The organism is Brevundimonas sp. FV1ye29L, from assembly GCF_058681095.1.
Map to the genome: position 1 here is coordinate 293,993 of NZ_CM178730.1, position 22,789 is coordinate 316,781.

Annotated in this window: 21 protein-coding genes; 10 read left to right on the plus strand and 11 right to left on the minus strand. The window is 67.1% G+C overall.

Annotation, left to right across the window (positions count from 1 at the left end; all coding sequences use genetic code 11):
* The first annotated feature begins 16 nt into the window (after positions 1 to 16).
* Both ACW17W_RS01480 and ACW17W_RS01485 read left to right on the plus strand, forming a co-directional pair.
* Entirely contained in the window at positions 17 to 478 is a 462-nt protein-coding gene (locus ACW17W_RS01480; protein WP_492078669.1) for an Lrp/AsnC ligand binding domain-containing protein, read from the plus strand.
* A gap of 129 nt (positions 479 to 607) precedes the next feature.
* Positions 608 to 1,708 carry a glycosyltransferase family 4 protein gene (locus ACW17W_RS01485; protein ID WP_492078671.1) on the plus strand — a complete coding sequence of 367 codons (1,101 nt, stop codon included), beginning with the start codon at positions 608 to 610 and terminating at the stop codon, positions 1,706 to 1,708.
* 142 nt (positions 1,709 to 1,850) lie between these two features.
* On the opposite strand, the gene ACW17W_RS01490 is transcribed toward ACW17W_RS01485, so the two are convergent.
* From ACW17W_RS01490 to phnC, 4 genes are all read right to left on the minus strand, one after another.
* Complete coding sequence (locus ACW17W_RS01490) at positions 1,851 to 2,915, minus strand: substrate-binding domain-containing protein (RefSeq protein ID WP_492078673.1); 1,065 nt, start codon at positions 2,913 to 2,915, stop codon at positions 1,851 to 1,853.
* A gap of 85 nt (positions 2,916 to 3,000) precedes the next feature.
* Positions 3,001 to 3,876: a phosphonate ABC transporter, permease protein PhnE gene (gene phnE / locus ACW17W_RS01495; RefSeq protein WP_492080354.1), complete on the minus strand. Its 876-nt coding sequence runs from the start codon at positions 3,874 to 3,876 to the stop codon at positions 3,001 to 3,003.
* A gap of 29 nt (positions 3,877 to 3,905) precedes the next feature.
* A complete protein-coding gene (gene phnD / locus ACW17W_RS01500) occupies positions 3,906 to 4,916 on the minus strand; it encodes a phosphate/phosphite/phosphonate ABC transporter substrate-binding protein (protein ID WP_492078675.1) in 1,011 nt (336 codons plus the stop codon).
* The gene (gene phnC, locus ACW17W_RS01505; RefSeq protein ID WP_492078677.1) at positions 4,913 to 5,710 is read right to left on the minus strand and encodes a phosphonate ABC transporter ATP-binding protein; all 798 of its coding nucleotides are present in this window, start codon (positions 5,708 to 5,710) and stop codon (positions 4,913 to 4,915) included. The genes phnD and phnC overlap by 4 nt, the downstream gene beginning before the upstream one ends.
* Before the next feature lie 290 nt (positions 5,711 to 6,000).
* Here phnC and ACW17W_RS01510 point away from each other — a divergent pair, with 290 nt between their 5' ends.
* Both ACW17W_RS01510 and ACW17W_RS01515 read left to right on the plus strand, forming a co-directional pair.
* Positions 6,001 to 7,266 (plus strand): type III PLP-dependent enzyme, encoded by a 1,266-nt coding sequence (locus ACW17W_RS01510; protein WP_492078679.1) that lies wholly within the window; start codon positions 6,001 to 6,003, stop codon positions 7,264 to 7,266.
* Between the two features lie 116 nt (positions 7,267 to 7,382).
* Positions 7,383 to 8,435 carry a 1,9-bis(guanidino)-5-aza-nonane synthase gene (locus tag ACW17W_RS01515; RefSeq protein WP_492078681.1) on the plus strand — a complete coding sequence of 351 codons (1,053 nt, stop codon included), beginning with the start codon at positions 7,383 to 7,385 and terminating at the stop codon, positions 8,433 to 8,435.
* A 165-nt stretch (positions 8,436 to 8,600) separates the two neighbouring features.
* On the opposite strand, the gene ACW17W_RS01520 is transcribed toward ACW17W_RS01515, so the two are convergent.
* Positions 8,601 to 9,050, minus strand: coding sequence for a PadR family transcriptional regulator (locus ACW17W_RS01520; RefSeq protein WP_492078683.1), 450 nt, complete (start codon positions 9,048 to 9,050; stop codon positions 8,601 to 8,603).
* A 332-nt stretch (positions 9,051 to 9,382) separates the two neighbouring features.
* Between ACW17W_RS01520 and ACW17W_RS01525 the strand changes: the two genes are divergently transcribed.
* The 4 genes from ACW17W_RS01525 (at position 9,383) to ACW17W_RS01540 (ending at position 12,221) form a co-directional block, all read left to right on the plus strand.
* The gene (locus ACW17W_RS01525; RefSeq protein ID WP_492078684.1) at positions 9,383 to 9,739 is read left to right on the plus strand and encodes a ribonuclease; all 357 of its coding nucleotides are present in this window, start codon (positions 9,383 to 9,385) and stop codon (positions 9,737 to 9,739) included.
* 121 nt (positions 9,740 to 9,860) lie between these two features.
* A complete protein-coding gene (locus tag ACW17W_RS01530; RefSeq protein ID WP_492078686.1) occupies positions 9,861 to 10,409 on the plus strand; it encodes a hypothetical protein in 549 nt (182 codons plus the stop codon).
* 26 nt (positions 10,410 to 10,435) lie between these two features.
* Entirely contained in the window at positions 10,436 to 11,257 is an 822-nt protein-coding gene (locus tag ACW17W_RS01535) for a phosphatase PAP2 family protein (RefSeq protein WP_492078688.1), read from the plus strand.
* Between the two features lie 10 nt (positions 11,258 to 11,267).
* The gene (locus ACW17W_RS01540) at positions 11,268 to 12,221 is read left to right on the plus strand and encodes a right-handed parallel beta-helix repeat-containing protein (RefSeq protein WP_492078689.1); all 954 of its coding nucleotides are present in this window, start codon (positions 11,268 to 11,270) and stop codon (positions 12,219 to 12,221) included.
* Positions 12,222 to 12,237: 16 nt separating this feature from the next.
* Here ACW17W_RS01540 and aguB read toward each other — a convergent pair whose 3' ends face one another.
* The 6 genes from aguB to ACW17W_RS01570 all read right to left on the minus strand — a co-directional run bounded on the left by aguB (position 12,238) and on the right by ACW17W_RS01570 (position 20,215).
* A complete protein-coding gene (gene aguB, locus ACW17W_RS01545; RefSeq protein ID WP_492078691.1) occupies positions 12,238 to 13,140 on the minus strand; it encodes an N-carbamoylputrescine amidase in 903 nt (300 codons plus the stop codon).
* Between the two features lie 34 nt (positions 13,141 to 13,174).
* The gene (locus ACW17W_RS01550) at positions 13,175 to 13,552 is read right to left on the minus strand and encodes a four helix bundle protein (RefSeq protein WP_492078693.1); all 378 of its coding nucleotides are present in this window, start codon (positions 13,550 to 13,552) and stop codon (positions 13,175 to 13,177) included.
* 55 nt (positions 13,553 to 13,607) lie between these two features.
* Positions 13,608 to 14,591 carry an agmatine deiminase family protein gene (locus tag ACW17W_RS01555; protein WP_492078695.1) on the minus strand — a complete coding sequence of 328 codons (984 nt, stop codon included), beginning with the start codon at positions 14,589 to 14,591 and terminating at the stop codon, positions 13,608 to 13,610.
* A gap of 145 nt (positions 14,592 to 14,736) precedes the next feature.
* The gene (locus ACW17W_RS01560) at positions 14,737 to 17,223 is read right to left on the minus strand and encodes a TonB-dependent receptor (protein WP_492078697.1); all 2,487 of its coding nucleotides are present in this window, start codon (positions 17,221 to 17,223) and stop codon (positions 14,737 to 14,739) included.
* A gap of 189 nt (positions 17,224 to 17,412) precedes the next feature.
* The gene (locus ACW17W_RS01565; RefSeq protein ID WP_492078699.1) at positions 17,413 to 18,672 is read right to left on the minus strand and encodes a capsular polysaccharide export protein, LipB/KpsS family; all 1,260 of its coding nucleotides are present in this window, start codon (positions 18,670 to 18,672) and stop codon (positions 17,413 to 17,415) included.
* 376 nt (positions 18,673 to 19,048) lie between these two features.
* On the minus strand, positions 19,049 to 20,215 hold the full coding sequence (locus ACW17W_RS01570; RefSeq protein WP_492078701.1) for an OmpA family protein: 1,167 nt from the start codon (positions 20,213 to 20,215) through the stop codon (positions 19,049 to 19,051).
* A gap of 243 nt (positions 20,216 to 20,458) precedes the next feature.
* Here ACW17W_RS01570 and ACW17W_RS01575 point away from each other — a divergent pair, with 243 nt between their 5' ends.
* Both ACW17W_RS01575 and ACW17W_RS01580 read left to right on the plus strand, forming a co-directional pair.
* A complete protein-coding gene (locus tag ACW17W_RS01575) occupies positions 20,459 to 21,364 on the plus strand; it encodes an SDR family NAD(P)-dependent oxidoreductase (protein ID WP_492078703.1) in 906 nt (301 codons plus the stop codon).
* 222 nt (positions 21,365 to 21,586) lie between these two features.
* On the plus strand, positions 21,587 to 22,789 hold the full coding sequence (locus ACW17W_RS01580; RefSeq protein ID WP_492078705.1) for an acetyl-CoA C-acyltransferase: 1,203 nt from the start codon (positions 21,587 to 21,589) through the stop codon (positions 22,787 to 22,789).

A 22,789-nucleotide genomic window follows, 5' to 3' on the forward strand; every position in this document is an offset into this window, starting at 1 on the left:
GGGGCCGGTTATTCCGATGATCGAGATCGACGCCACTGACCGGCGCCTGCTGCGGGTCTTGCAGGAGGACGCCCGCATATCCAACGCTGAACTGGCCCGGAGATGCAACCTCTCCGCCGCCGCCTGTTTCGAACGGGTCAGGCGTCTGCGCGAGCGGGGGGTGATCACCGGCTATGCGGCCATGATCGATCCGGCCCTTGTGGGGCGCGACCTGCTGATCTTCGTCGAGGTCCTGCTGGACCGGACGACCGGGGATGTGTTCGAGGCCTTCGCCACGGCCGTACGCCGCCAGGCCGAGATTCTGGAATGCCATATGGTGGCCGGCGGCTTCGACTATCTGATCAAGGCCCGGGTCGCGGACATGGACGCCTATCGCGCCTTCCTCGGCGACATCCTGGTCAGGATGCCGGGCGTGCGCGAGACGCGGACCTATGCGGTTCTCGAAGAGGTGAAGTCGACGACGGTGCTGCCCCTGTGACGGTTTCGGCGACGCTTCCGGTCAGAACGCCGGCCACTACGCGAAAAGGTGATTGTGACAGCGTCTCGCCATCGTCATCCTGACCGTCTAAAGGTGCGGGCTGGATAACGGCGGAGCCTCCCGGCCCACATGCGCATCGTTCTGGCCACCGACGCCTGGGAGCCCCAGGTCAATGGCGTCGTCCGCACCCTGACCCGGACGATCGCCGAATGTCGCGCGATGGGACACGAGGTCGAGGTCATCGAACCCAGCCTGTTCAAGACCATTCCCTGCCCCACCTATCCCGAGATCCGGCTGGCCCTTGGCGCTGAGGAAGAGATCCGCGAGATGTTGCGGGCGTTCGAACCCGAGGCCGTGCATATCGCCACGGAGGGCCCGATCGGCATCGCCATGCGGCGCATCTGCGTGGAGTGGAAACTGCCGTTCACGACCAGCTACCACACCAAATTCCCCGAATATGTCTCGGCCCGGTTCCCGATCCCGGTCCAGGTCGGCTACGCCTACATGAAATGGTTCCACAAGCCTTCCGGACGGCTGATGGTGGCGACCCCGACCCTGCGCGACGAACTGGTCGAGCACGGTTTCAGGAATGTCTCGCCCTGGTCGCGCGGCGTGGATACCGAACAGTTCCATCCCGACCTGCCGCGCATCTATGACGAACTGGGCGGGCCGAACGATCCCGGAAAGAACTGGCCCCGGCCCTTCTTCCTCAACGTCGGCCGGGTGGCCGTCGAGAAAAACATCGAGGCCTTCCTGTCCACCGACCTGCCGGGAACCAAGATTGTGGTCGGCGACGGACCGGCCCGCGCCGACCTGGAGGCCCGTTATCCAGAGGCCAAATTCCTCGGCGCCCGTTTCGGCGAGGAGCTGGCGCGTTGTTTCCGCGACGCGGACGTCTTCGTCTTCCCCAGCTGGACCGACACCTTCGGACTGGTCATCCTCGAGGCCATGGCCACCGGCACCCCGGTCGCCGCCTATCCGGCCCACGGCCCTATCGACATCATCCCCGGCTCCAACGCCGGCGCCATCGACGAGGATCTGAAGACGGCCTGTCTGAAGGCGCTGGAGTGCGACCGCGCCCTGGTGCGGGCCTATGCCGAAAAATTCAGCTGGCGCGCCTCGGCCGAACAGTTCGTCGAGAATCTGGAACCCTATCCGGAGCCCCAGCGCGGCCGTTTCTGGCGCCGCCTTCGCCGTATCGCCCGCGTCCGCCGCAAGGTCGCAGCCTAGGGCGAAACCGGTCGAGGTGCGATCGCCTCTGAATCCGGATTTCGCTCAATGCATCACAGTTGCCGTCTGCTTCCGTTCAGGGGCCAGACAACGCGTCCGTGAGGTCGATCTGTGAGTGCCGCCGCCGCGGCAGTCGCAGCCCCTATTTCGCCGGCGGCGCCATGGCCGTCAGGTTTGCGGCGATCAGGCGCTGGGCGCGCAGTTCGTCCTCGCGCAGGGGGATCAGGCCGCGATCCTGCAGATAGCCGCCGCGCCCGGCCGAGGCGTCGGACATGAATTCCTGGATGTACTGCCTCAGGCCCGGGATCACGCCGATGTGGGCCTTCTTGACATAGATGTAGAGGCTGCGGGCCAGGGGATAGGAGCCGTCGGCGATGGTCTCGACCGAGGGCATGATGCCGTCGATGCTCTCGGCCTTCACCGTGTCCATGTTCTGCTCGAGGAAGGAAAAGCCGAACACGCCCAGCGACCCGGGGGTGCGGCTCAGGGTCTGCAGAATGGCGTTGTCGTTCTCGCCCGAATCGACCCAGGCGCCGTCCTCGCGCACCGTGTGGGCGATGGTCTCGAACCGGTCCTCGTCGGACTTGGCGAGGGCGGCGGCGGCCGGGACCAGTTTGGCGCCCGGGGCCATGCCCAGTTCCAGGAAGGCGTCGCGGGTGCCCGAGGTCGGAGGCGGCCCATAGACCTGGATGCGCTGGTCCGGCAGGCCCGGGTTGACGTCGCGCCAGGTGCGTTGCGGGTTCAGGATGAACTTGCCCGAGGCGTCGGGAACCTCGCGGGCCAGGCCCTCATAGAGGTCGTTCAGTTCGAAGTTGAAACTGTTGCCGGTCCGCGCCGTGGCCACGACGATGCCGTCATAGCCGATCTGCAGCTCGATGATGTCGGTCACGCCGTTCTTCACGCACTCGTCGAACTCCGACTTCTTCAGCGGCCGCGAGGCGTTGGCGATATCGGGGGTGGTCGGGCCGAGGCCCTGACAGAAGGCCTTGATGCCGCCGCCGGTGCCCAGGGCCTCGACGCGGGGCGAGGACATGCCCGGATTGTTGCGGCCGAAATTCTCGGCGACGCGGGTGGCGAAGGGGAAGACCGTCGACGATCCGGCCGACCACACGCCCGTGCGCTGGCCGCCGCCGTCCCGGCTGCAGCCGGCGACGGACAGGGCCAGGACCGTGACGGCGGCGACCGCAACGAGCGGAGAACGGATCATGGGACATCCCTGAAGGGCGACAAACTCACGTCGCTCTAGACCAGAGATTTGTGACGCTTTTCCCCGGCAGGGGCCAGGCGACCGGTCAGAGCAGGCGTTTGCGCATGACCTGCGACAGGGTGTCGATCAGGGTGACCGCCACCACAATGACAATGGCGATGGCGGCGACCCGTCCATACTGGAAGCCCTGGATGCTCTCGAACAGGGTCTGGCCGATGCCGCCTGCCCCGATCAGGCCCAGGACGGTGGCGGCCCGGCTGTTGGACTCAAACCGATAGAGGGCGAATGAGGTCCAGAGCGGCGCGACCTGGGGCAGGACGCCCCAGCCGATCTCGTGCAGCTTGCCGGCGCCGGTGGCGCGAACGCCCTCCACCGGCCCCTTGTCGATGGATTCCACGGCCTCGGAAAACAGCTTGGCCAGAACCCCGCCGGTGTTGAGGGCGAGGGCCAGGACGCCGGCCAGGGGGCCAAGGCCCACGGCGACGATGAACAGGGTGGCGATGACCAGATCCGGGATCGACCGGAGCAGGTCCATGATCCGGCGAACGATGAACACCATCCAGCCGGGCGCGATGTTGCGCGAGGCCATCAGCCCCATGGGCAGGGCGATAAAGACGGCCATGAAGGTGCCCCAGAGGGCGATCTGGACCGTCAGCCACATCTGGCCGGCCAGGCTGGCCGAGGGCTCGCTGAAGATGCGGGTGAAGGCGTGCCAAGCGTTGTCGCCGGTGGGGAAGATGGCCGACCATTCAGGCTTGAGCAACTCCGCCCCGTAAAGGCGGATGCTCTCGGATCCGGAGAACAGTTTGGGCAGGTTCTGCATATCCACCCGGCCGAAGCTCAGGAGGAGGATCAGTGCCAGACCGCCCCACAGCATCAGGTCGAACATCCAGGCCGACAGTGACTTGACCGGCGGCCGGGGTATCGCGTCGGCGACCGGGGCGCCGCCCGCAGCGGTCATGTCGGCGATCTTCGGATCGGAAGGGGTGGTCACGGACGGACCTCGCGCCTGGCGCGCAGGGCGGTCAGCTCACGCGTGGCCGCCGCCACCGCTGCAGCGTCGCCCTTGGCCTTCGCATCGTTCAGCTTCTGGTCGGCGACCATCTCGCGCACGGGATCGAGGTAGGAATCGTCCGCAGCGCGGAACATCGAATAGTTCAGCCCGGCCAGAACCCGGCGCTGGCGGTCGGCCTCGGGGCCCTCGCCCTGGCCGTAGGACAGGAAGAAGGCGCGGATCTTCTCCTTGAGCGCCGGGTCGAGATCCTCGCGGAGGACGATGCCGCTCTCGGGGATCGGCGGCGAGACCCAGATGTCCTCCAGTTGGGCCGCGAGACCCGGGTTCTCGCGCTTCATGAAGATGGTGTTGACCGAGTTCGAGGTGGCGACGTCGACCTGATCGGTCGCGACGGCGATGGCGTTGGCCTGATGGTTGGCCGAACGCACGACCTTGAAGCACTGGGCCGGGACGACATTGCGCGGATTGAACAGGAAGGTCATGGGCGCGAGGGTGCCCGAGGTGGACTGGGCGTCGCCGATGCCGAAATTGTACTGCTTGCCGCAGGCAAGCACCTTGTCGAGGGTGATGCCCGACCCCTTCTTGACGATCAGGGTCGAGGTGTAGCTGTCGCGACCCTCCGGATCGACGATACGGGCGATGACCTCGCCCTCGGCGCGGTCCACGGCCTCGAGGGCGGGTTTGGCCGAGAACCAGGCGACCTGGGTCTGGTTGAACCGCATGGCCTCGATCAGGACATTGTAGTTGCCCGCGAAGAAGGGCTTCACCGGCACGCCGATGGCCTTGCTCATGTCGTCCAGCAGGGGCTGCCAGAGCGGGCCGGACGAGGCCTGACCCTCGGCCGACAGGATCGAGAAGGTGATTTCAGACGGTACGCCGCCGGCCTTCGTCTGCTCTCCGCCGCCACAGGCCGACAGGCCCAGAAGCGACAGGGCGGCGGCGACCCCCGACAGGGCGAGCGCGGTGCGACGATTGAAACGGGTCATGCCTTGGCTTCCCAGAAGGCGTCCTCGAACTCGGGACCGTAGATGTCGATGAGGGTCTTGGTGTCCAGGCCGCTGGACGGGCCGTCATAGACGATCCGGCCGGCCTTCAGCGCCACCACCCGCTTGCAGTAGCGGATGGCGTAGTCGACCTGGTGCAGGGTCACGATCACGCCCAGACCATCGCGCTGGTTCAACTCGACCAGCAGTTCCATCACCTTGCGGGCGGAGACGGGGTCCAGCGAGGCGACAGGTTCGTCGGCCAGGATGGCTTTGGCGCCCTGGACGATGGCGCGGGCGATGGCGCCGCGCTGTTGCTGGCCGCCGGACAGGGTATTGGCCCGCTGGGCCGCGTAGTCGGACACCCCGACCCGGTGCAGGGCGGCCATGGCCCGTTCCTTGTCCGCCCGGGGCCAGGCCCCGAGCAGGCCGCGCCATCCCGGCAGACGGCCCAGGGCGCCCAGCATGACGTTGGAGAACAGGCTCAGCCGACCGACCAGATTGAACTGCTGGAAGATCATGCCCAGCTTGACCCGCGCGGCGCGGACCTCGCCGGTCAGGCGGCCGTTCTTCTGCACGGTCTGGCCGAAGACCTGGATGGTCCCCTTGCCGCCGTCGATCGACTGCAGGCCCGAGATCGAGCGCAGCAAGGTCGACTTGCCGGAGCCGGACGGCCCGATCAGGGCGACCATTTCGCCGGCGGCGACGTCGACGCAGACGCCGTCCAGCGCCTTGCGGGCGCCGAAGGTCTTCGACACGTCGCGGACGCTTGCGACGGCGGAGGAGGATGAACTCATGGGCTCGCTGATGGCGGCTGATAGCGGAGGCGCCGCATGACGCGAAAGGCGCGCATGGAGCAAGTCTTAATGACACGGGGGGGACGTTTGCGTCCAGTGCGGGCACGTGGCGACAGCGTAACCGCTCAGGGTGCGGACAAACCAACCCCGAACCCGCGAAGCGCCGCAAAAAAACCGCTTTACATGACAGTCCCGTGACCCTACATCGCGGCTTCCGGCGGACCCCGTAGGTCTATACGTTTGCGCTGCTAACGCCGGCTGGGTTTAACAATCACAGGGGTTTACGTGAATTGCGCACGTATACATTTCCCCTGGACCTGGTCCGCGAGCGGTCCCCCGAACGTCCTGTCGCACTCGTGCGTCCGGCGGCGGTCTCCGTAGCGGCGCGCTGGTTCCAGGACAATCTAAAGGCTGACGTCTTCTATGCTGTGAAGGCCAATCCCTCGCGCTGGGTCATCGAGACCCTGGTCGAGGCGGGCGTGACCGGTTTTGATGTGGCGTCTCTTGCGGAAATCGAGCTGGTGCGCTCGGTCAGCGCCGACGCGCGCCTGGCCTTCATGCATCCGGTGAAGAGCCGCACGGCCATCACCCGCGCCTATTTCGATCATGGCGTCCGGACCTTCTCGCTCGACTGCGTGGATGAGCTGAACAAGATCCTCGATGCGACGGGCGGGGCCCCGGACCTGAATCTGATCGTGCGCATGGCCGTCTCGGCCGAGGGCGCGGCCTATACCCTGTCCGGCAAGTTCGGCGTCTCCGTCGACCAGGCCCCGGCCCTGCTGCTGGCCACCCGTAGGGCGGTCAGGGACGGGTTGATGGGGGTGTCCTTCCACGTCGGTTCGCAGTGCATGCGTCCGACCGCCTATCAGGCGGCAATGTCCCAGGTCGGCCGCGCCATCTCGCGCGCCGGCGTGATCGTCGATGTCGTGGACGTCGGCGGCGGCTTCCCCTCGGTCTATCCGGGCATGGTCCCGCCGGACATGAGCGAATACGCCGACGCCATCCATCGCGGCTTCAACGAGATGCCTGTCTCGGAAACGACCGAGCTGTGGTGCGAGCCGGGTCGGGCGCTGGTGGCGGAATCGTCCTCGGTGCTGTGCCGCGTGGACCTGCGCAAGGGCGACGCCCTGTATCTGAACGACGGCTCCTACGGCGCGCTGTTCGACGCGACCCATTCGCGCTGGCCCTTCCCGACCAAACTGGTCCGGGACGGCGAGGCCTCGGCCGATCTCAAGCCGTTCCAGTTCTATGGACCGACCTGCGACTCGATCGACCATATGCCGGGTCCGTTCTGGCTTCCGGCCGACATCCGTGAGGGCGACTTCATCGAGATCGGCATGCTGGGCGCCTATGGCGTGGCCATGTCGACGGGCTTCAACGGCTATGGCGAGCATGAGCTGGCTGCGGTCGGGGACGCCCCCATGGCCTCCCTCTATGGTCTGGCTCCCCGCTCGATCCCGACCGTGCGCACCACGGCGGAAGAGCAGGCGCGCAAGGTCGTGCGGCTGTCGCGGCCCAAGGGCAAGGCCGGCCAGCGCAAGAAGGCGCGGCGGTAATCGTTGAGCTGACGCGAAAGCGTCGCTAACGCGTTCAATAAAGCAGCGGCCCGTCGCTCCGTCCGGGCCGCTGCATTGTCTTCGACGGGCGCTCAAACCAAAGGGAAACCCTTGCAATGAACGCTCCCGTTCAGACCAATCAGAAGGCGCAGCTGCTCCAGAACACTGTTGAGCACGTCGACATCACTTCCTTTGACGCCCGCCCGATCGTCGACGCCATGCGCAAGATGTCGTTCTCGAGCCGCGACACCGCCCGCGCCGCCGACATCTTCTCCATGGCCATCGAGGACAGGGACTGCTCGCCCTGGCTGATCCTGGCCGGCTCGACCTCGGCCGGCGGCTGCATGCATGTGTACCGCGACATGGTGAAGTTCGGCATGGTCGACGCCGTGGTCGCCACGGGCGCCTCGATCGTCGACATGGATTTCTTCGAGGCCCTGGGCTTCAAACACTACCAGGCCGCCGGCGAGGTGGACGACAACGTCCTGCGCGAGAACTACATCGACCGGATCTACGACACCTATATCGACGAGGAAGAGCTCCAGGCGTGCGACCACACCATCCTGGAGATCGCCAACCGGCTGGAGCCGCGCGGCTATTCCAGCCGCGAGTTCATCTGGGAAATGGGCAAGTGGCTGAGCGAGGGCAACGCCAGGAAGCCCGGCTCGCTGATCCAGACCGCCTATGAAGAAGGCGTGCCGATCTTCTGCCCGGCCTTCGTCGACTCATCGGCCGGCTTCGGTCTGGTCAAGCACCAGAAGGAACGCGCCGCGGCCGGTCTGCCCTATCTGATGCTGGACGCTATCGCCGACTTCCGCGAACTGACCGACATCAAGATCGCCGCCGGCGTCACCGGCCTGTTCATGGTCGGCGGCGGCGTGCCCAAGAATTTCGCCCAGGACACCGTCGTCTGCGCCGAGATCCTCGGCGTCGAGGCCGAGATGCACCGCTATGCGGTCCAGATCACCGTCGCCGACGTCCGCGACGGCGCCTGTTCCTCCTCGACGCTGAAAGAGGCGGCGTCGTGGGGCAAGGTCCAGACCACCCACGAACAGATGGTCTTCGCCGAGGCCACCACGGTCGTGCCCCTGATCGGCTCGGATGCGTATCACCGCGGCGCCTGGAAGAACCGCGACAAGCGCCGCTGGAACAATCTGTTCGGCAAGTAGGACGCCGTAGCTGTATCCTCCCCGTCCAAAGGATGGGGAGGTGGATCCGTAGCGAAGCGAAGGAGACGGAGGGGGTCTTGATGAACGCAGAACCCCTCCGTCAGCTCGCAAGGGCTCGCCGCCACCTCCCCATTCGCCAGGCGGCGAACAGGGGGGAGACGCGGCCTAGCCCTCGCTGATCTCGCGGACCGCCTTCATCAGGGTCTCGACGACCTTGGCGGTCTCCGGGTCGGACCAGCCGCCGGGCTTCATCACCACCGCCTGACGCAGGGTCATGAAGGCCTCGCGCACCACCTCGGGGGTTTGTTCGCCCGAGACGCGGCGCGCCGCCAGGGCCATGCGTTGCATGACGCCGTCGACGGCAGCGCGGTTCTCGTCCAGCCAGGCCTTGCCGGCGTCGGTCAGGGAGAAGACGCGCTTGCCCCCTGCATCCTCGGCGCCGGCGATCAGGCCTTCGTCCGACAGCATCGACAGGGTCGGATAAACCACCCCCGGCGAGGGGGCGTACCCACCGCCAAACAGGGCCTCGATGGCCTTGATCAGGTCATAGCCATGGCGCGGCTCCTGTTCGATCAGGGACAGCAGCACCAGCCTCAGGTCGCCAGGCCCGAACATGCGGCCGCGACGGCCGCCGCCCTCGCCCCGGCCCTCGCCGCGCCCCCGGCCCCCGGCCCGTCCGCCCCAGGGTCCGTGACCCCGATGGCCCGGCCCGTGCTCGCCGGGCCCGCAGTGCGCCCCACCTCGCCGGCCGCAGGGATGCGCGTCGCCGGCTCTGTCTGTGTTGAAAAATCCATACATGAGTGAATGTCCTTCGTGCTTCATGCCGCGAAGATATATCTTGCGAACGAAATAGCAAGGCTCGAAAGATATATCTTATATCAAGAGGAACCTGCTGCGTCGGCAGAGCTTTGACTCCTGCACATCCCCCTTGCGACAGGAGCGACCCCATGAATGACCCTGATCAGGTTTCCGATGCCCCTTCCGGGCCGAACGATGAAGCGCGCGAGGCTGCGGCCATGGGCGAAAAGCCGGACCTCGGTCACGAGCGCGACGCCCTGATCGAGGCCCTGTCGGGGTCCGGCGTCGGCTCCGACACCCGCGCCGGCTCCCTGCGCGGGGGCTCGGCGGCCGGATCCGAGATCGATCCCGACCAGACCGTGATCGACGAGGCTCTGGCGCGGGAAGGCCAGGCCTCGGCCCCGCCCCGGACGCCCGCATCGGTGGATCCCTCCGACGTCAAGAATACAGGCGTTGAACCGGGCGAGGGGTCCGACAGCCGCAGCACCGACGCCGCCACCGGCTGAGCCCTGTGTGCGAAACCGCATCGCCGCCGCCTTCAAATCAATCCCGGAGGGCCGCCTTGTCCCCGCCGCAACGATGGGCCACGGTATCCGCACGTTTTTGTGATCCTGAACGGTGCGGCGAATGACGAGACGGCTGGCGGTGATCGCCCTGATGGCGACGACGGCGGGTCTGGCGTCCTGTGACCGCGACGGCGTCCCGGACCCGGGACCGCAGTCCGGGTCTGTGGAACGCCATCCCGATCCCGACGCCGGGCGATCGGCGGGGGACCCGGCCGTGCCGGCGTCGACTTCGCCCGCCGCGACGGCGTCTCCGGAGGCCCCGGACCCGGCGCCGCCCGTCGCTTCCGGCGAGCCGATCGAAGGCGCTCCGGGGTTTGCGGTGATCTATCCGGGCGCGACGGTCGAGACCACGCCTTTGGCGACCTCGGCGCCCGGCGGCGCCGGCGGAGGGATTGTGTTCACCAGCGACGCCTCGCCCGACGCCATTGTGGACTTCTATCAACGGCGCGCCGAGGCGGCGGGCATGACCCGGATCATGGCCATGAGCAATGGCGAGACCCGCGCCTACAGCGCGACCCTGACGTCCGGCGGCGGCAGTCTGACCGTCGTGGCCCACCCCCTCGACACCGGCCGGACCTCGGCCCAGGTGACCTGGACCCCGGGGTCGTGACAAGGTCTGGCGCGCGGGTTGTCGGGATGGCCCCTGTCGGGCTGGCGGCCCTGATGTTCGCCGCCTGTTCGACCACGCCCTTCGGCGCTCCGGTGACAACGGCCATGACGTCGGCAGCGGCGAGCGGCGGTTATCTGACCGGGTCGCGCCTCGTCGCCCTGGCCGACACAGTGCCGGCTCCGGCCGCCGACGGGTCGCCCGAACAGGCGGCGGATCGTGCGGCGTCGGACCGCTATCGGGTGCTGGAAGGCGGCGATCGCTGGCTCCTGGCCACGGCCCACGCCGAACTCCGCCCCGAACTGGCCCGCCAGCATTTTGACTGCGCCCTCGGGGTGCGGTTCCAGCCGGCCGCCACGCCCCGGCTGACCGCCATCCTTCAGAAGGTTCTGCACGATGCCGACGGAGCGGCGGAGCGGGTCAAGGCGCGCGCCTTCCGGCCTCGCCCGACCGGTGTGGATCCCTCACGTGCCGCCTGCCAGCGGGTGACGCCGGCGGGGCGGGCCAGTCCCTCCTATCCGTCCGGCAGCGCTGCGGTGGGGGCCGCCTATGGCGAGGTCATGGCCGAGCTGGATCCGTCCCGGGCAGACCGGGCGCGCGAAATCGGCCGCCAGATCGGCGTCAGCCGCGCCGTCTGCGGCATGCACTATGATGCCGATGTCGCTGCCGGAACCGCCCTCGGCCGGGCTGTCGGACAGGAGACCGTCGCCGACCCGGTCTTCCGGGCCGATCTGGTCGCCGCGCGGGATGAACTGGCCAGGGTGCGCGCGACAGGCCTGACCAACAGCGGCTGCGCGGCCGAGGCCGCAACCCTGGCCCAGCCCCTGCCCCAGCCCCTCTCCCTGCCATGAAGCGCCATCCGTGATCGCCGCCCTTCTCGTCCTTGCCCTGGAGACGGCGTCGCCGGGGGCAAGGCCGTGCAATGCTGTGGAAATGCGCGCCCTGACGGCCACAGAAACGACGCCATATCCCCTGACCTGCCGCGCCATGCTGAACGGGGGTCGGGTGACGCGGCCGGTCCTGATCCAGGGCGCCGGGGCGTCCGGCGCCGGGATTGACTGCGGTGGCGGGGCCCTGGGGCGACCCGGGTTCCCGGTGACCACCCGGCAGCCTACCGTGGCGATCTGGTCCCGGGCTGAGGGCGGGAATTTCAGCCGGCCGACGGACGTCTTCGTGCGCCACTGCACCGTCCACGGCGCGATCCGAATCTGGGGTATGGGCGCCGGGGGATCCATGGCCGACCTGCGCGCTTCCTCACGGACCCCGGGCCACCCGGCGGCGGCCCGGGCGGCGGCCCCGGCCAGGATCGAGCTGGCGCGGCTGAGCGTTCAGGCGACCGGCTCCATCCCGCTCTACATCGGGCCAGGGGTGACGGGGGTGACCCTGAATGACTCGCGATTTTCCGGGCGTTCCGTGTCCGTGGCCGTCTATCTGGATGCCGAAAGCCAGGGGAATGTACTGCAGGGCAATGTCTTTGACATCGCTACGGCGCGCGAACAGGTGGCCGTTGACGGGTCGGCCTTCAACCGGGTCAGCGGCAATCGTTTCAACCTCAGGGGCAGGGGCGGGATCTTCCTCTATCGCAACTGCGGAGAGGACGGGGTGATCCGGCACCAGACCCCCTCGGACAATCGCATCACCGACAATGTCTTCACCGGCGCCAGCTGGCTGCGGCCGCAACTGGTCGTGGTCGGCGCGCGCGAGGGCCGGCGAAAGTATTGCGACGCCGACAAGGGCTATCCGTTCGGCTCCAGCGCTGACGACGGCGACCGGGCCGAACGAAACCTCGTCGAGCGCAACCGGATCGAACGCTAGGGCGGCGCGCCCGTCCTCAGATCGCAGGTCGGGGAGACGCCAGAGACCCGTACAGCTCCGGCCGGCGGTCACGGAAAAAGCCCCAGGCGGCGCGGTAGCGGTCGATGAAGTCCAGGTCGAAGGTGTGGACGACGACACCCTCCTGCCGATCCAGCGTCTCGACCAGATCACCCCGGTGATCGGCGATGAAGGAATGGCCGTAGAAGGTCTGGCCCGCCGGGGTCACGGTCTCGTGGCCGATCCGGTTGGCGGCCACGACCGGAACGACGTTTGACACGGCATGCCCCTGCATGGCTCGCCGCCAGGGCTCGGCCGTGTCCAGTTCGGCGTCATGCGGCTCCGAACCGATCGCGGTGGGATACATCAGGACGTCCGCGCCCTGAAGCATCATCGCCCGCGCGCTCTCCGGGTACCATTGGTCCCAGCAGATGCCGACGCCGATCCGGCCGAACCGCGTCGACCAGACCTTGAAACCGGTGTCGCCGGGCCGGAAGTAGTATTTCTCCTGATAGCCCGGGCCGTCGGGGATGTGGCTCTTGCGATAGACGCCCAGGGCCTCGCCGTCGGCGTCGAGCATGACCAGCGAGTTGAAATAATGCGGCCCCTCGCGCTCGAATATCGAGACGGGGATGGCCACGCCCAGCTCCCGGGCGACCGGCTGAAGCTGAACCACGGCCGGATGCTCGCGCCAGGCGTAGGCTGTGGCGAACCAGTGCTCCTCCTGGGAGACGCAGAAATACGGTCCCTGAAACAGCTCCGAGGGCAGGATGACCTGGGCGCCCTGCGACGCCGCCTCGCGGATCAGGGCGATGGTCTTGTCGATGTTGGCCTGCATGTCCGTCCCGTAGGAGGTCTGGAGGGCGGCGACGGTGATGGTTCTCGAAGTGGCGAGTGGCGAGTGTGCGATGGTGCGGGTCATGGTGATTAGTGATTAGTGACTAGTGATTGCGGGGTCATGCGTTTTGCCTTCGTTTCAGCGAGGCGATCAGGGCGACAAGCATTCGGCTGATCTGTTCTGCGCCGCCCAAGAGCGCCGCGATGTCATTCCTGGCAGTGTATCCAAAGCGTCCGGCGAGAATAAGCTGGGTCTCGACCTCTGCCAGGGAGCCTCTGGCCATCCCGAGAAACTGCACGAACTCGCCTGTGCTGCGGCGCGCCGCGCCTTCGGCGATGTTCGAAGGGACAGAAATCGCCGCTCGACGCACCTGACTGATCAGCCCGAACCGTTCATCCGCCGGCCAGTGCGCGGTGGCCTCATAGACGGCCTCGGTCCAGTCTATTGCGGACTTCCAGACCTGAAGATCGCGGTAGCTTCTGACGCCTTCGGTCATTGACGTTCCCGGTTCTTGTCACCCTGCAGCCACCAACCACTATCCACCAATCACTTCACGCAGGCTCCTGCTGGGAAATGCAGTGGAACGACCCGCCGCCGGTCAGGATGGCGGTGGAGGGCAGGGGGATGATGTCGCGGTCCGTAAAGACGGTCGCCAGGCCTTCGCAGGCCAGACGCGCCGCCGTCGCGTCGCCGTAGGTCGGGACGATCACAGCGCCGTTGGCGATCAGGAAATTCATATGGCTGGCGGGGATCGGCCGTTCGTCCTCGTCCAGCACCAGGCCGGGGGAGGGGATGCGCAACGGGGTGAAGCCTGCCGCAGCGATGGCGGCGGCGGCGGCGTCATAGGCGTCGGCGTTCGGGTCCTTGCGGCCGAAGGCGATCGGCGCGGCGACCGTGTCAGGCGACACGAACCGCGCCAGATTGTCGACATGGCCGTCGGTATGGTCGTTCAACAGGCCGTCGCCCAGCCAGACGACCGAGGTCGCGCCGAGCGCCGACTTCAGCGCCGTTTCCGCCGACGCCTCGGTCCAGCCGGGGTTGCGGTTGGGGTTCAGGACGCATTGGCGGGTGGTCAGGATCGCGCCTTCTCCATTGTGGTCGAGCGAGCCGCCCTCAAGGATGAAATCATTGCGGATCAGGGGTACGCCGGTCTCGGCGCCGATCTGGTCGGCGACCTCCGTGTCATGGGGATAGACGTATTTCCCCCCCCAGCCATTGAAGCCGAAGGCTGCGGCGGTCGTCGAACCCCGGCCGAAGATCGGTCCGGTGTCCCTCAACCAGATATCGCCGAACCGGCCGGGCACCACGGTGACGCCAACGACGTCCGCGAAGCGGGCGCGGGCATCGGCCAGGGCCTCTTCATGGCCCACCATCAGCTTGACGTGTTCGCGGCCCGGACCGGCCAGGGCGCGAACCAGGGCCTCGACCTCGGCCCGGGCCTGTTCGAGATGGTCCTCCCACAGTTCGGCATGGCTGGGCCAGCCGACCCACATCGCCCGGTGCGGCGCCCATTCGGCGGGGATGGCGTCGGTCATGCGAGGGCGTCCTTGGGAGAGAACCCGGGGCGGGGCGGAGCGCGACCAGATAGACATCGGGCCCCGCCACTTCAACCGGTCGGGCGCAAACGAAAAGAGGCGGCCCCTCGCGGGACCGCCTCCAGTCGTTTCGATTGTACGGCGTTTAGAAGCTGTAGCGGATCGAGGCCATCACCGTGCGCGGAGCGCCGACGCCGGCGAACGGACGGCTGTAGCCCAGTTGGCCCGGGGTCGCCGAGGCGCGGGTGCCGAGGTTGGCGTAGTAGTCTTCGTCCGTCAGGTTGGTGACGTTGATCTGCATATAGGTCCCATCCAGACCGAAGGCCGCGAAGTCGAAGCGAACGTCGGCGTCGATGATCGTGTAGTCGTCAACCTTCAGGTCGTTGACGTCCGTGACCCAGCGCTCGCCAGTGTACTTGCCCTGGATGCCGGCCGAGAACACCTCGTTGAACCTGTACGAAGCGCGCAGGGCGAACATCTGCTCAGGCGTCTCGACCTGCTTCTTGCCCTTGGTCTGCAGCACAGCGCCGGCAGAGTTGTAGACATAGTTGTCCTGAAGCTCGCTGTCGGTGAAGGTCGCCGAGGCATAGAGGTTCAGGTTGGCGATCGGTTCCCAGCCCAGCGAGGCTTCGAAGCCGGTCGTTTCCACCGCGCCCACGTTCCGGTCGACGAACTGACCGAGGTCTTCATCGAAGGTCGAGACGATGCGGTTGTCGAACTGGTTGTAGAAGGTCGAGGCCTGCAGAACGACGGTCGAGGCCGTATAGCGATAGCCGAAGTCCAGGTTTTTCGAGGTTTCCGGCTGAACGGTCGGGTTGCCCAGCGAACCGTCGGCGAAGCGGGTGGTCGCATACAGGCTGTCGGTACGCGGCGCCGACAGAGACTCGTTGTAGCTGCCGTAGACCGAGTGACCTTCGCCGAAGCGATAGTTGGCGCTGATGTTCGGCAGGATGTCGTCATACTCGACCTCACGCGAGAAGGGCGCGATGTACTGGGTCGTGCCTTGGCTGGCGAAGGTGACATTGCCGTTGGCGAGGGTCGCGTTCGGGTTTTCCGAGGTGCAGAGCACGTTCGACGAAGCATTCCGCGTGTAGCAGTACTGGTTCAGTTCGCGCTTGAAGAAGGGCGCCCGAACACCGAGGTTGACCGTCAGGGCCTCGTTCAGGAAGCGACCGCGATATTCCAGCGAGAACTGGTTCAGCTGGGCGATCGACTTGCGGTCACGCGAGCGCAGGGCGAAGCCATCCAGATTGACGACGCGGTTGTCCTCGTCGTTCAGGCCGCCGAACACATCGACGAACACCGGAGCCGAGGGGTTCGAGAAGTCAACGCGGCCGTAGTGGCCCGATTGACGGTGACGACCCCAGTCCAGCGCATAGGCGGCGCGCAGACGGTGGTTGTCGTTCAGGTCCCAGATCAGCGAGGAGTTGACGCCATAGCGGTGGGTGTTGGTGTTGGACGGCGTCATGACGCGGACGCGATCCAGGGTGTCGCCGTCGCCGTTCAGATCCACGCCGCCGGTGGTGCGGCCGGCGCGCAGCAGGGCGTCGGTTTCCGACAGGACGGCCTGCTGGGTGCCGCCGTTGGCCAGGACATACTGGAACGAGGGGTCGACCGTCAGGACCAGGCCGTCCATCAGGGTGAAGCGCGAGTTGCCGCGGATGTTGCCGGTGTTCGACGGGTTGATCCGCAGACCCCAGTAGCCGGTGCCGTTGGTGTCATTGTCGGCGGTGCCGTTGCGGAACGTCGGCGCTGTGTAGGTGCGGGTGTAATCGACATTCCAGCCGAACGGGCTGGTTTCGACGTCGCTCAGCAGCGAGCCGGTGGCGGTGCCGAGGTTCGGGCCGTTGTAGTTGTTGTTGCGGTTCTCGTTGTAGTGACCCGACAGGGCGATGAAGTCGCCGTTGTCGCCCAGAGGCTGCCAGATGCGGGCGTTGAACTGTTTCTTCTCGAGTTCGCCGATGCCCTTGAACTTGTCGTACTTCTGGTAGGAGGCGGCGAACCAGGCCATCGTGCCCCAGGGACCGACTTCACCGGTGTCGACCAGGCCCATGATGCGGCGATAGTTGAAGTCGCCGCCCGAACCCTGGATCCAGCCGCCGAAGTCCGCAGCCGGACGACGGGTGACATAGTTGATGGTGCCGCCGGTGGCCGAGGCCGTGGGGCTGTCGACGTCGGTCGAGCCGGTGTTGACCGAGGCGCGCTCGATCAGTTCGGGGTCCAGCTGCTGGTTGGTGTAGGTGGCGTAGTTGCCGGTGTCGTTCAGCGGAATGCCGTCGAAGGTCAGGGACACGCGGTTGCCGTCGAAGCCGCGCAGGCGGATGTTGCCGCCCGAGGAGCCGTAGGGGTCGGCGTTGGTGAAGCTGAGGCCCGGCGTCAGGTTCAGGGTCTGCAGGATGGTCTGGCCGGCCTGCTGGGTGGAGATGAACTCCTGACCGATGGTGTTGCGGGTCTTGGCGATGGTCTCGGCGGTGGCGAGGCCGCCGACATTGGCCGGTCCGCGCGAGCCGGTGACGACGACGGCTTCGACTTCAGTCGCTTCCGTGCCGGTGGATTGGGCGAAGGCCGAGCCCGAGGCGAGCAGGCCGGTAAACAGGGCGGTCGTCGCCCAGAACACGCGTTTGCGGTTCATCATTGTATCTGTATCCCCAGATGGTGAGTGGGCGAACGCCCAAGGCCGGGCCGAACCTGGCCCGTCGATATCTCGCCCCATCTAGGGCCGCTGTCAGAACCTCGGACGACAGTTATGTGACAGACGTGTGACGACCACAAAGGGTGACCCGGGCGCCACAGTCCTGTTTCCGGGACGCGCCGTGCCGCTTCAGGCGTCCGGAGAGGCGAAACGACGCGCCAGGGCCCGGGCTGTCGGCCCCATGGCGCGCGGCTCGTGATAGTTGCCGTTGATCTGGCACCGGGCGATGACGTGGGCCCTGAATCGGGTGAACAGCCCTGTGTCGGGCGCGGTCGGGTTTGACCAGAAGGCATTCAGGGGCTTCTGGTCGGTCAGGCCCTCGAAATCAAAGAAGGCCTTGCCGAGAACCTTGACCGGGGTGCGGAAGCCCAGAGCCGACAAGGCGGCGCTGGAGTTGTTCACGACCATGCCCCGTGACAGGCGGCACAGCTGGGCCATGTTTCCGCCGTCGATGAAATCGACCCGTTCGGACAGGCCGCGCTCGACGGCGAGGCCGCGCGTGATGTGGCCCAGATCGGTCAGGCCCGGATCGAGAGGGTGGTTCTTGACCACCAGCCGGGCCTCCCCCGGCGCGTGGGCGGCGAAGCTGGACATCACCTCGGCCAGGAAGGCGGCATTGTCCGGATAGGCGGAATAGCGCAGCAACTGGGCGTCGCCGTCGCGCTGGAGGCAGGCGATGAAGAAGGGGCCGCGGGCGGCGATCCGTTCCGCGTCGGTCCGGCTGCGCGGCTGGAAGGCCAGGCCGAAATAGCGCCGGATATGGCCCGCGCACTGTAGCCAGGGCGCCTGGGTATAGGGGGCGACGAACCGGGGATACAGCCACCGGCCAGGCACCTGGATCAGGTGGTGCAGGGTAATGTTCAGGACATGGTAGGGCAGGATGCGGCCGACCGTGCGCACCTCCGGGAGCGCCGGCGGATCGACGTCATAGGCCCGCCGGTCAGACGGCAGGTTGCTGGAGGCGTTGACGCCGTTGCGCTCGATCGTGATCCAGTCGGGACGGAAATAGCCGTTCTCCAGCACCCAGAGGCGGGCGGCGTAGGCCCCCCTGTTCCGGATTGCGGCCTGATTGTACGGACCGCCCTCGCCGAAGATGACGACATCCGTATAGTCGCCGGCCAGCGCCAGGAAATGCCGCTCCCATACGGCGGCGGACTGTTTGAAGCGCAGACCGCCGGCGCGGCGCCAATAAAGCTCGTCACCGGCATTCAGCAGGACGCGGCTGACCCGGGCGCCGGCCGCCTCAAGCGTTTCTGTCAGGACCCGGCCAAACGGGCCGAAAGGCGCGGTGACAATCAGGAAGCGTCGCCCGGCAAGATCGCCGGCCGCCCGGAGGTCTGTCAGACCTGCGGCCTCTTCAGGTTCAGAGGGGTCAAGGGTGGCGAGCAAAACTCTGGAACTTCCTGCGCCGCACGGTCCTGTATCTTCACTAGAGGGCCGGACCGCCGTCTGGCAAGCGGCCAGAAGTCGAAGCTGAATTCCCGAACAATTCCACCGGGTAGAGTGGAACAATGAGATTCGCGCATCTAGCGAAACGCCTGGGGTGCGAGCGGAGCCAGCCGCTGCCGTTCCATCGGCGCGCCCTTGGGGCCCGGCGCCCCGGCTGCCGTTTCTGCAGGCCAATCTCCGTCATGGTATCGGCCCGTACTTGGCCCGTCTCTTCCCACTCCCGACAGCAAACCGCCGGCCCTGCGGTGAGCAGGGCCGGCGGAAGGACGTATCGGCATCAGGCTGTCGGGGGAGCCGTGAGGCTCCCCCTTCAGGATCAGAAGTTGATGTCGATGGTGGCGCGACGGTTGAGCGGCTCGCGCACGCCGTCGGCGGTGGCGCGGGCCAGGTCGGTTTCGCCCTTGCCGTCCAGCGAGATCACGCCGCCGGCGACGCCCTGGGCCACGAGGGCGTCAGCGGTGGTGCGGGCGCGGCGGTTGGACAGGCCGACGTTATAGGCGGCCGAACCGGAGGTGTCGGCGTGGCCGACGACCAGGACGCGGGTCGGTTGACCGGTGCGGGCGTAGGCGGCGGCCTGGTTGATGATCGACTGGGCTTCAGCCGTGAGGTTGGAGCGATCCCAGTCGAAATAGACCACGAACTGACGGGCGGCCGGCTTCTGGACCGGCGGCGGGGTCACCGGGCGCGGCGGCATGGGAGCCGGCATCGGCGGCGGGGGCGGCGCCATGACCGGCGGCGGCGGCGGCGGGGGAGCGACCGGCTCGGCGCCGAAGGCGTAGCGCAGGCCCAGGGTCACGGTGTGGCTGTGGTCGTAGTCGCCCTCGAACTCGCCCTGGTTGTAGGACGCCACGCCGGCGAAGGAGTTGAACGAGGCGTCGCCCGTCAGATAGCGGTAGGTCAGGTCGACATTGGCGCGGTCGCCGATGGCCCAGGCCACGCCGGCGATCGCCTGGGCGGCGAAGCTGGTGGAGCTGTCATCGACGGCGAAGCCGACGTTGCGGTTGTTGCGCAGGGCGCCGATCAGGTCGGTGTTGACGCGGTTCACACCGGCGCCGAGGCCGACGAACGGACGCAGGCCCCAGAACTCGGTGCCGAAGTCATAGATGACATTGGCCATCAGGGTCGTCGAGGTGATGTCGCCTTCGGGCGAGACGCAGGGACCGACGGCGGGGCTGATGTTGCAGACGCCGTTGTTGCCGGTGACGGCGCGAATGGTGGCGACGTCGCCGGAGCGATAGCCGCCCTCAAGCTCAACGCGCCAGTTCGGGTTGAACCGGTAGCCCATGCGGGCGAACGCGGCCCAGCCGTCGTTCACTTCGAAATTCCAGTTGTTGCCGGTCAGTTGCGACTCGGCGTTAATCGGATCCGACATGTGGTGGTAGCCGGCGTCAACGGCGCCATACCAGCCGTTCGGCTCGGCCGACGCGGCCCCTGCGATCGCCAGACCGGCGACCGCGACGCTTGCGAGAAGCTTCAACTTCATTCTGTCCTCATTTCCTTGGTTTCGTATGTCCGCAGCCTGTTCCCGTCGGGTTCAGAATTGCGCCTGACAGCCGAACGGGCGCCGACCACGGGGGTTCCTGCCTTTCACCACGAATGTGGCGACTGTGGCGCCATTTCAACACATAGGACGAACGACCCCGGTCCGTGAATTTGCCTTACGCGGCGGAAGACCTTTTACACAGACGGGGTTGGGCAAGCGCGACGCGCTATAGGGAGAAGAGCCATGACGCTTCGATTTGACGGTAGGGTGGCCATTGTGACCGGTGCCGGCGGCGGGCTGGGCCGCGAACACGCCCTCGCCCTGGCGGCGCGCGGAGCCCGGGTCGTCATCAATGATCTGGGCGCGGCCCGCGACGGTTCGGGCGGATCGTCCGCTGCAGCCGAGGCGGTGGTTGAGGAAATCCGGGCGGCGGGCGGCGAGGCCTTCGCCAACGGCGCCTCCGTCACCGACGCCGCCGCTGTCCAGGAGATGGTCGATCAGGCGATCGCGACCTGGGGTCGGGTGGACATCCTCGTCAACAACGCCGGCGTTCTGCGCGACAAGACCTTTGCCAAGATGACGCTGGAGGACTTCCAGTTCGTGATGGACGTCCACCTGATGGGCGCGGTCAACTGCACCAAGGCGGTCTGGGACGGCATGCGCGAGCGCAACTACGGCCGGATCGTCATGACCACATCCTCGTCGGGACTCTTTGGCAATTTCGGCCAGTCCAACTACGGCGCCGCCAAGATGGCGCTGGTCGGCTTCATGCAGACGCTGTCGATCGAGGGCGCCAAGAACGACATCCGGGTCAACTGTCTGGCTCCGACGGCCCACACGCGCATGACCGAGGATCTGGGCGCCGCCCTGCCTCTGGAGGCGCTGGGGCCGGAGCTGGTGTCTCCGGGCCTGCTGTATCTTGTGTCCGAGGACGCCCCGACGCGTTGCATCCTCGCCGCCGGCGCCGGCGGCTTCGAGCGCGCCTATGTGACGCTGACGCAGGGCGTACGGATTGTCGGGGCGGACGCGCCCGAACAGGTCGCGGCGCAGTTCGAGGCGATTTCGGATCGCGCGGGCGAGGTCGTGCCTGAAAGCGGCATGGCCCAGGGCATCATCGAACTGGGCAAGGTTCAGCAAGCGCACTCTTAGTCGCGCCTCACGGCGCGGCGCCTATGCCCGGCTCGCGGAGCCTCGCGACTTGAGGCGCAGGGCGTGGCCGGGCCTTGCGTTGACGTCACGACATGTCTGTAAAGTCAATCTCGGGTAAGCGCGCGAAGACATCGCAGCCCGCATCAGGAAATGCGCTCAAGCAGCGAGGCCCAAAATCCGGAAGGATGCGAGCCGAGCGTTAGCGCCCCAAGGAAGAATGCCATGCGTGAAGCCGTCATCGTCTCAACCGCCCGGACCCCGATCGGGCGGGCCTATCGCGGGGCGTTCAACGACACCCAGGCCCAGCAGCTCGGCGCCCACGCCATCCGGCATGCGGTCGAGCGCGCCGGGGTCGATCCGGCCGAGATCGAGGACGTGATCATGGGCGCCGCCCTGCAACAGGGGTCGACGGGCACCAATGTGGCGCGTCAGGCCGCGCTGGCGGCCGGTCTGCCGGTGTCCGTCCCGGGTATGAGCCTGGACCGTCAGTGCGCCTCGGGCCTCATGGGCATCGCCACGGCGGCCAAGCAGGTGGTCTTCGACCAGCAGAAGATGGCGGTCGGCGGGGGGCTGGAATCGGTCTCCCTGGTCCAGAACCAGTATATGAACCTGTATCGCGGCAAGGACGAGGAGCTCCTGAAACGGGTTCCCCATATGTATATGTCAATGCTGGAGACGGCCGAGGTCGTGGCGCGTCGCTATGGCGTCTCGCGCGACCGCCAGGATGAATACGCCCTGCGCTCCCAGCAGCGGACGGCCGCCGCCCAGGAAGCCGGCCGGTTCGACGCCGAGATCGTGCCGATGACCACCACCATGCAGGTCATGGACAAGGCCACGGGTCAGGCGTCAGCGAAGGAAGTGACCCTGTCGAAGGACGAGGGAAATCGTCCCGAAACCACGCTGGAGGGGCTGATGTCCCTGAAGCCGGTCTTCGGCTCTGGCGAGGCGATCCAGCAGGGCGAATATATCACCGCCGGCAACGCGTCCCAGCTGTCGGACGGCGCGTCGGCCTGTGTGGTCATGGAGGCCGGCGAGGCGGTGAAACGGGCCCTGCAGCCGCTGGGCGCCTATCGCGGCATGGCGGTGGCCGGCTGCGAGCCCGATGAGATGGGCATCGGCCCGGTCCATGCGGTGCCGATCCTGCTGCGCCGCCATGGTCTGACGGTCGACGACATCGGCATCTGGGAGCTGAACGAGGCCTTCGCCGTGCAGGTCCTGCACTGCCAGGACGTACTGGGCATTCCCGACGACCGGCTGAACGTCTCGGGCGGCGCCATCTCCATCGGCCACCCCTACGGCATGTCGGGCGCCCGGATGACCGGCCACGTCCTGATCGAGGGCAAGCGGCGCGGGGCAAAATACGGCGTCGTCACCATGTGCATCGGCGGCGGCATGGGCGCGGCGGGCCTGTTCGAGATCTACTGA

What these genes read in the sequence shown, in the direction of transcription:
- ACW17W_RS01490 (WP_492078673.1), bottom strand. Translation starts at nt 2,915, where the DNA reads ATGATCCGTTCTCCGCTCGTTGCGGTCGCCGCCGTCACGGTCCTGGCC.
- ACW17W_RS01555 (WP_492078695.1), bottom strand. Translation starts at nt 14,591, where the DNA reads ATGACCGACGCCATCCCCGCCGAATGGGCGCCGCACCGGGCGATGTGG.
- ACW17W_RS01575 (WP_492078703.1), top strand. Translation starts at nt 20,459, where the DNA reads ATGACGCTTCGATTTGACGGTAGGGTGGCCATTGTGACCGGTGCCGGC.
- ACW17W_RS01550 (WP_492078693.1), bottom strand. Translation starts at nt 13,552, where the DNA reads ATGACCGAAGGCGTCAGAAGCTACCGCGATCTTCAGGTCTGGAAGTCC.
- phnE (WP_492080354.1), bottom strand. Translation starts at nt 3,876, where the DNA reads ATGACCGCTGCGGGCGGCGCCCCGGTCGCCGACGCGATACCCCGGCCG.
- ACW17W_RS01570 (WP_492078701.1), bottom strand. Translation starts at nt 20,215, where the DNA reads ATGAAGTTGAAGCTTCTCGCAAGCGTCGCGGTCGCCGGTCTGGCGATC.
- ACW17W_RS01520 (WP_492078683.1), bottom strand. Translation starts at nt 9,050, where the DNA reads ATGTTCGGGCCTGGCGACCTGAGGCTGGTGCTGCTGTCCCTGATCGAA.
- ACW17W_RS01560 (WP_492078697.1), bottom strand. Translation starts at nt 17,223, where the DNA reads ATGAACCGCAAACGCGTGTTCTGGGCGACGACCGCCCTGTTTACCGGC.
- ACW17W_RS01485 (WP_492078671.1), top strand. Translation starts at nt 608, where the DNA reads ATGCGCATCGTTCTGGCCACCGACGCCTGGGAGCCCCAGGTCAATGGC.
- ACW17W_RS01530 (WP_492078686.1), top strand. Translation starts at nt 9,861, where the DNA reads ATGACGAGACGGCTGGCGGTGATCGCCCTGATGGCGACGACGGCGGGT.
- ACW17W_RS01525 (WP_492078684.1), top strand. Translation starts at nt 9,383, where the DNA reads ATGAATGACCCTGATCAGGTTTCCGATGCCCCTTCCGGGCCGAACGAT.
- ACW17W_RS01535 (WP_492078688.1), top strand. Translation starts at nt 10,436, where the DNA reads ATGGCCCCTGTCGGGCTGGCGGCCCTGATGTTCGCCGCCTGTTCGACC.
- ACW17W_RS01580 (WP_492078705.1), top strand. Translation starts at nt 21,587, where the DNA reads ATGCGTGAAGCCGTCATCGTCTCAACCGCCCGGACCCCGATCGGGCGG.
- ACW17W_RS01515 (WP_492078681.1), top strand. Translation starts at nt 7,383, where the DNA reads ATGAACGCTCCCGTTCAGACCAATCAGAAGGCGCAGCTGCTCCAGAAC.
- ACW17W_RS01480 (WP_492078669.1), top strand. Translation starts at nt 17, where the DNA reads ATGATCGAGATCGACGCCACTGACCGGCGCCTGCTGCGGGTCTTGCAG.
- phnD (WP_492078675.1), bottom strand. Translation starts at nt 4,916, where the DNA reads ATGACCCGTTTCAATCGTCGCACCGCGCTCGCCCTGTCGGGGGTCGCC.
- phnC (WP_492078677.1), bottom strand. Translation starts at nt 5,710, where the DNA reads ATGAGTTCATCCTCCTCCGCCGTCGCAAGCGTCCGCGACGTGTCGAAG.
- aguB (WP_492078691.1), bottom strand. Translation starts at nt 13,140, where the DNA reads ATGACCCGCACCATCGCACACTCGCCACTCGCCACTTCGAGAACCATC.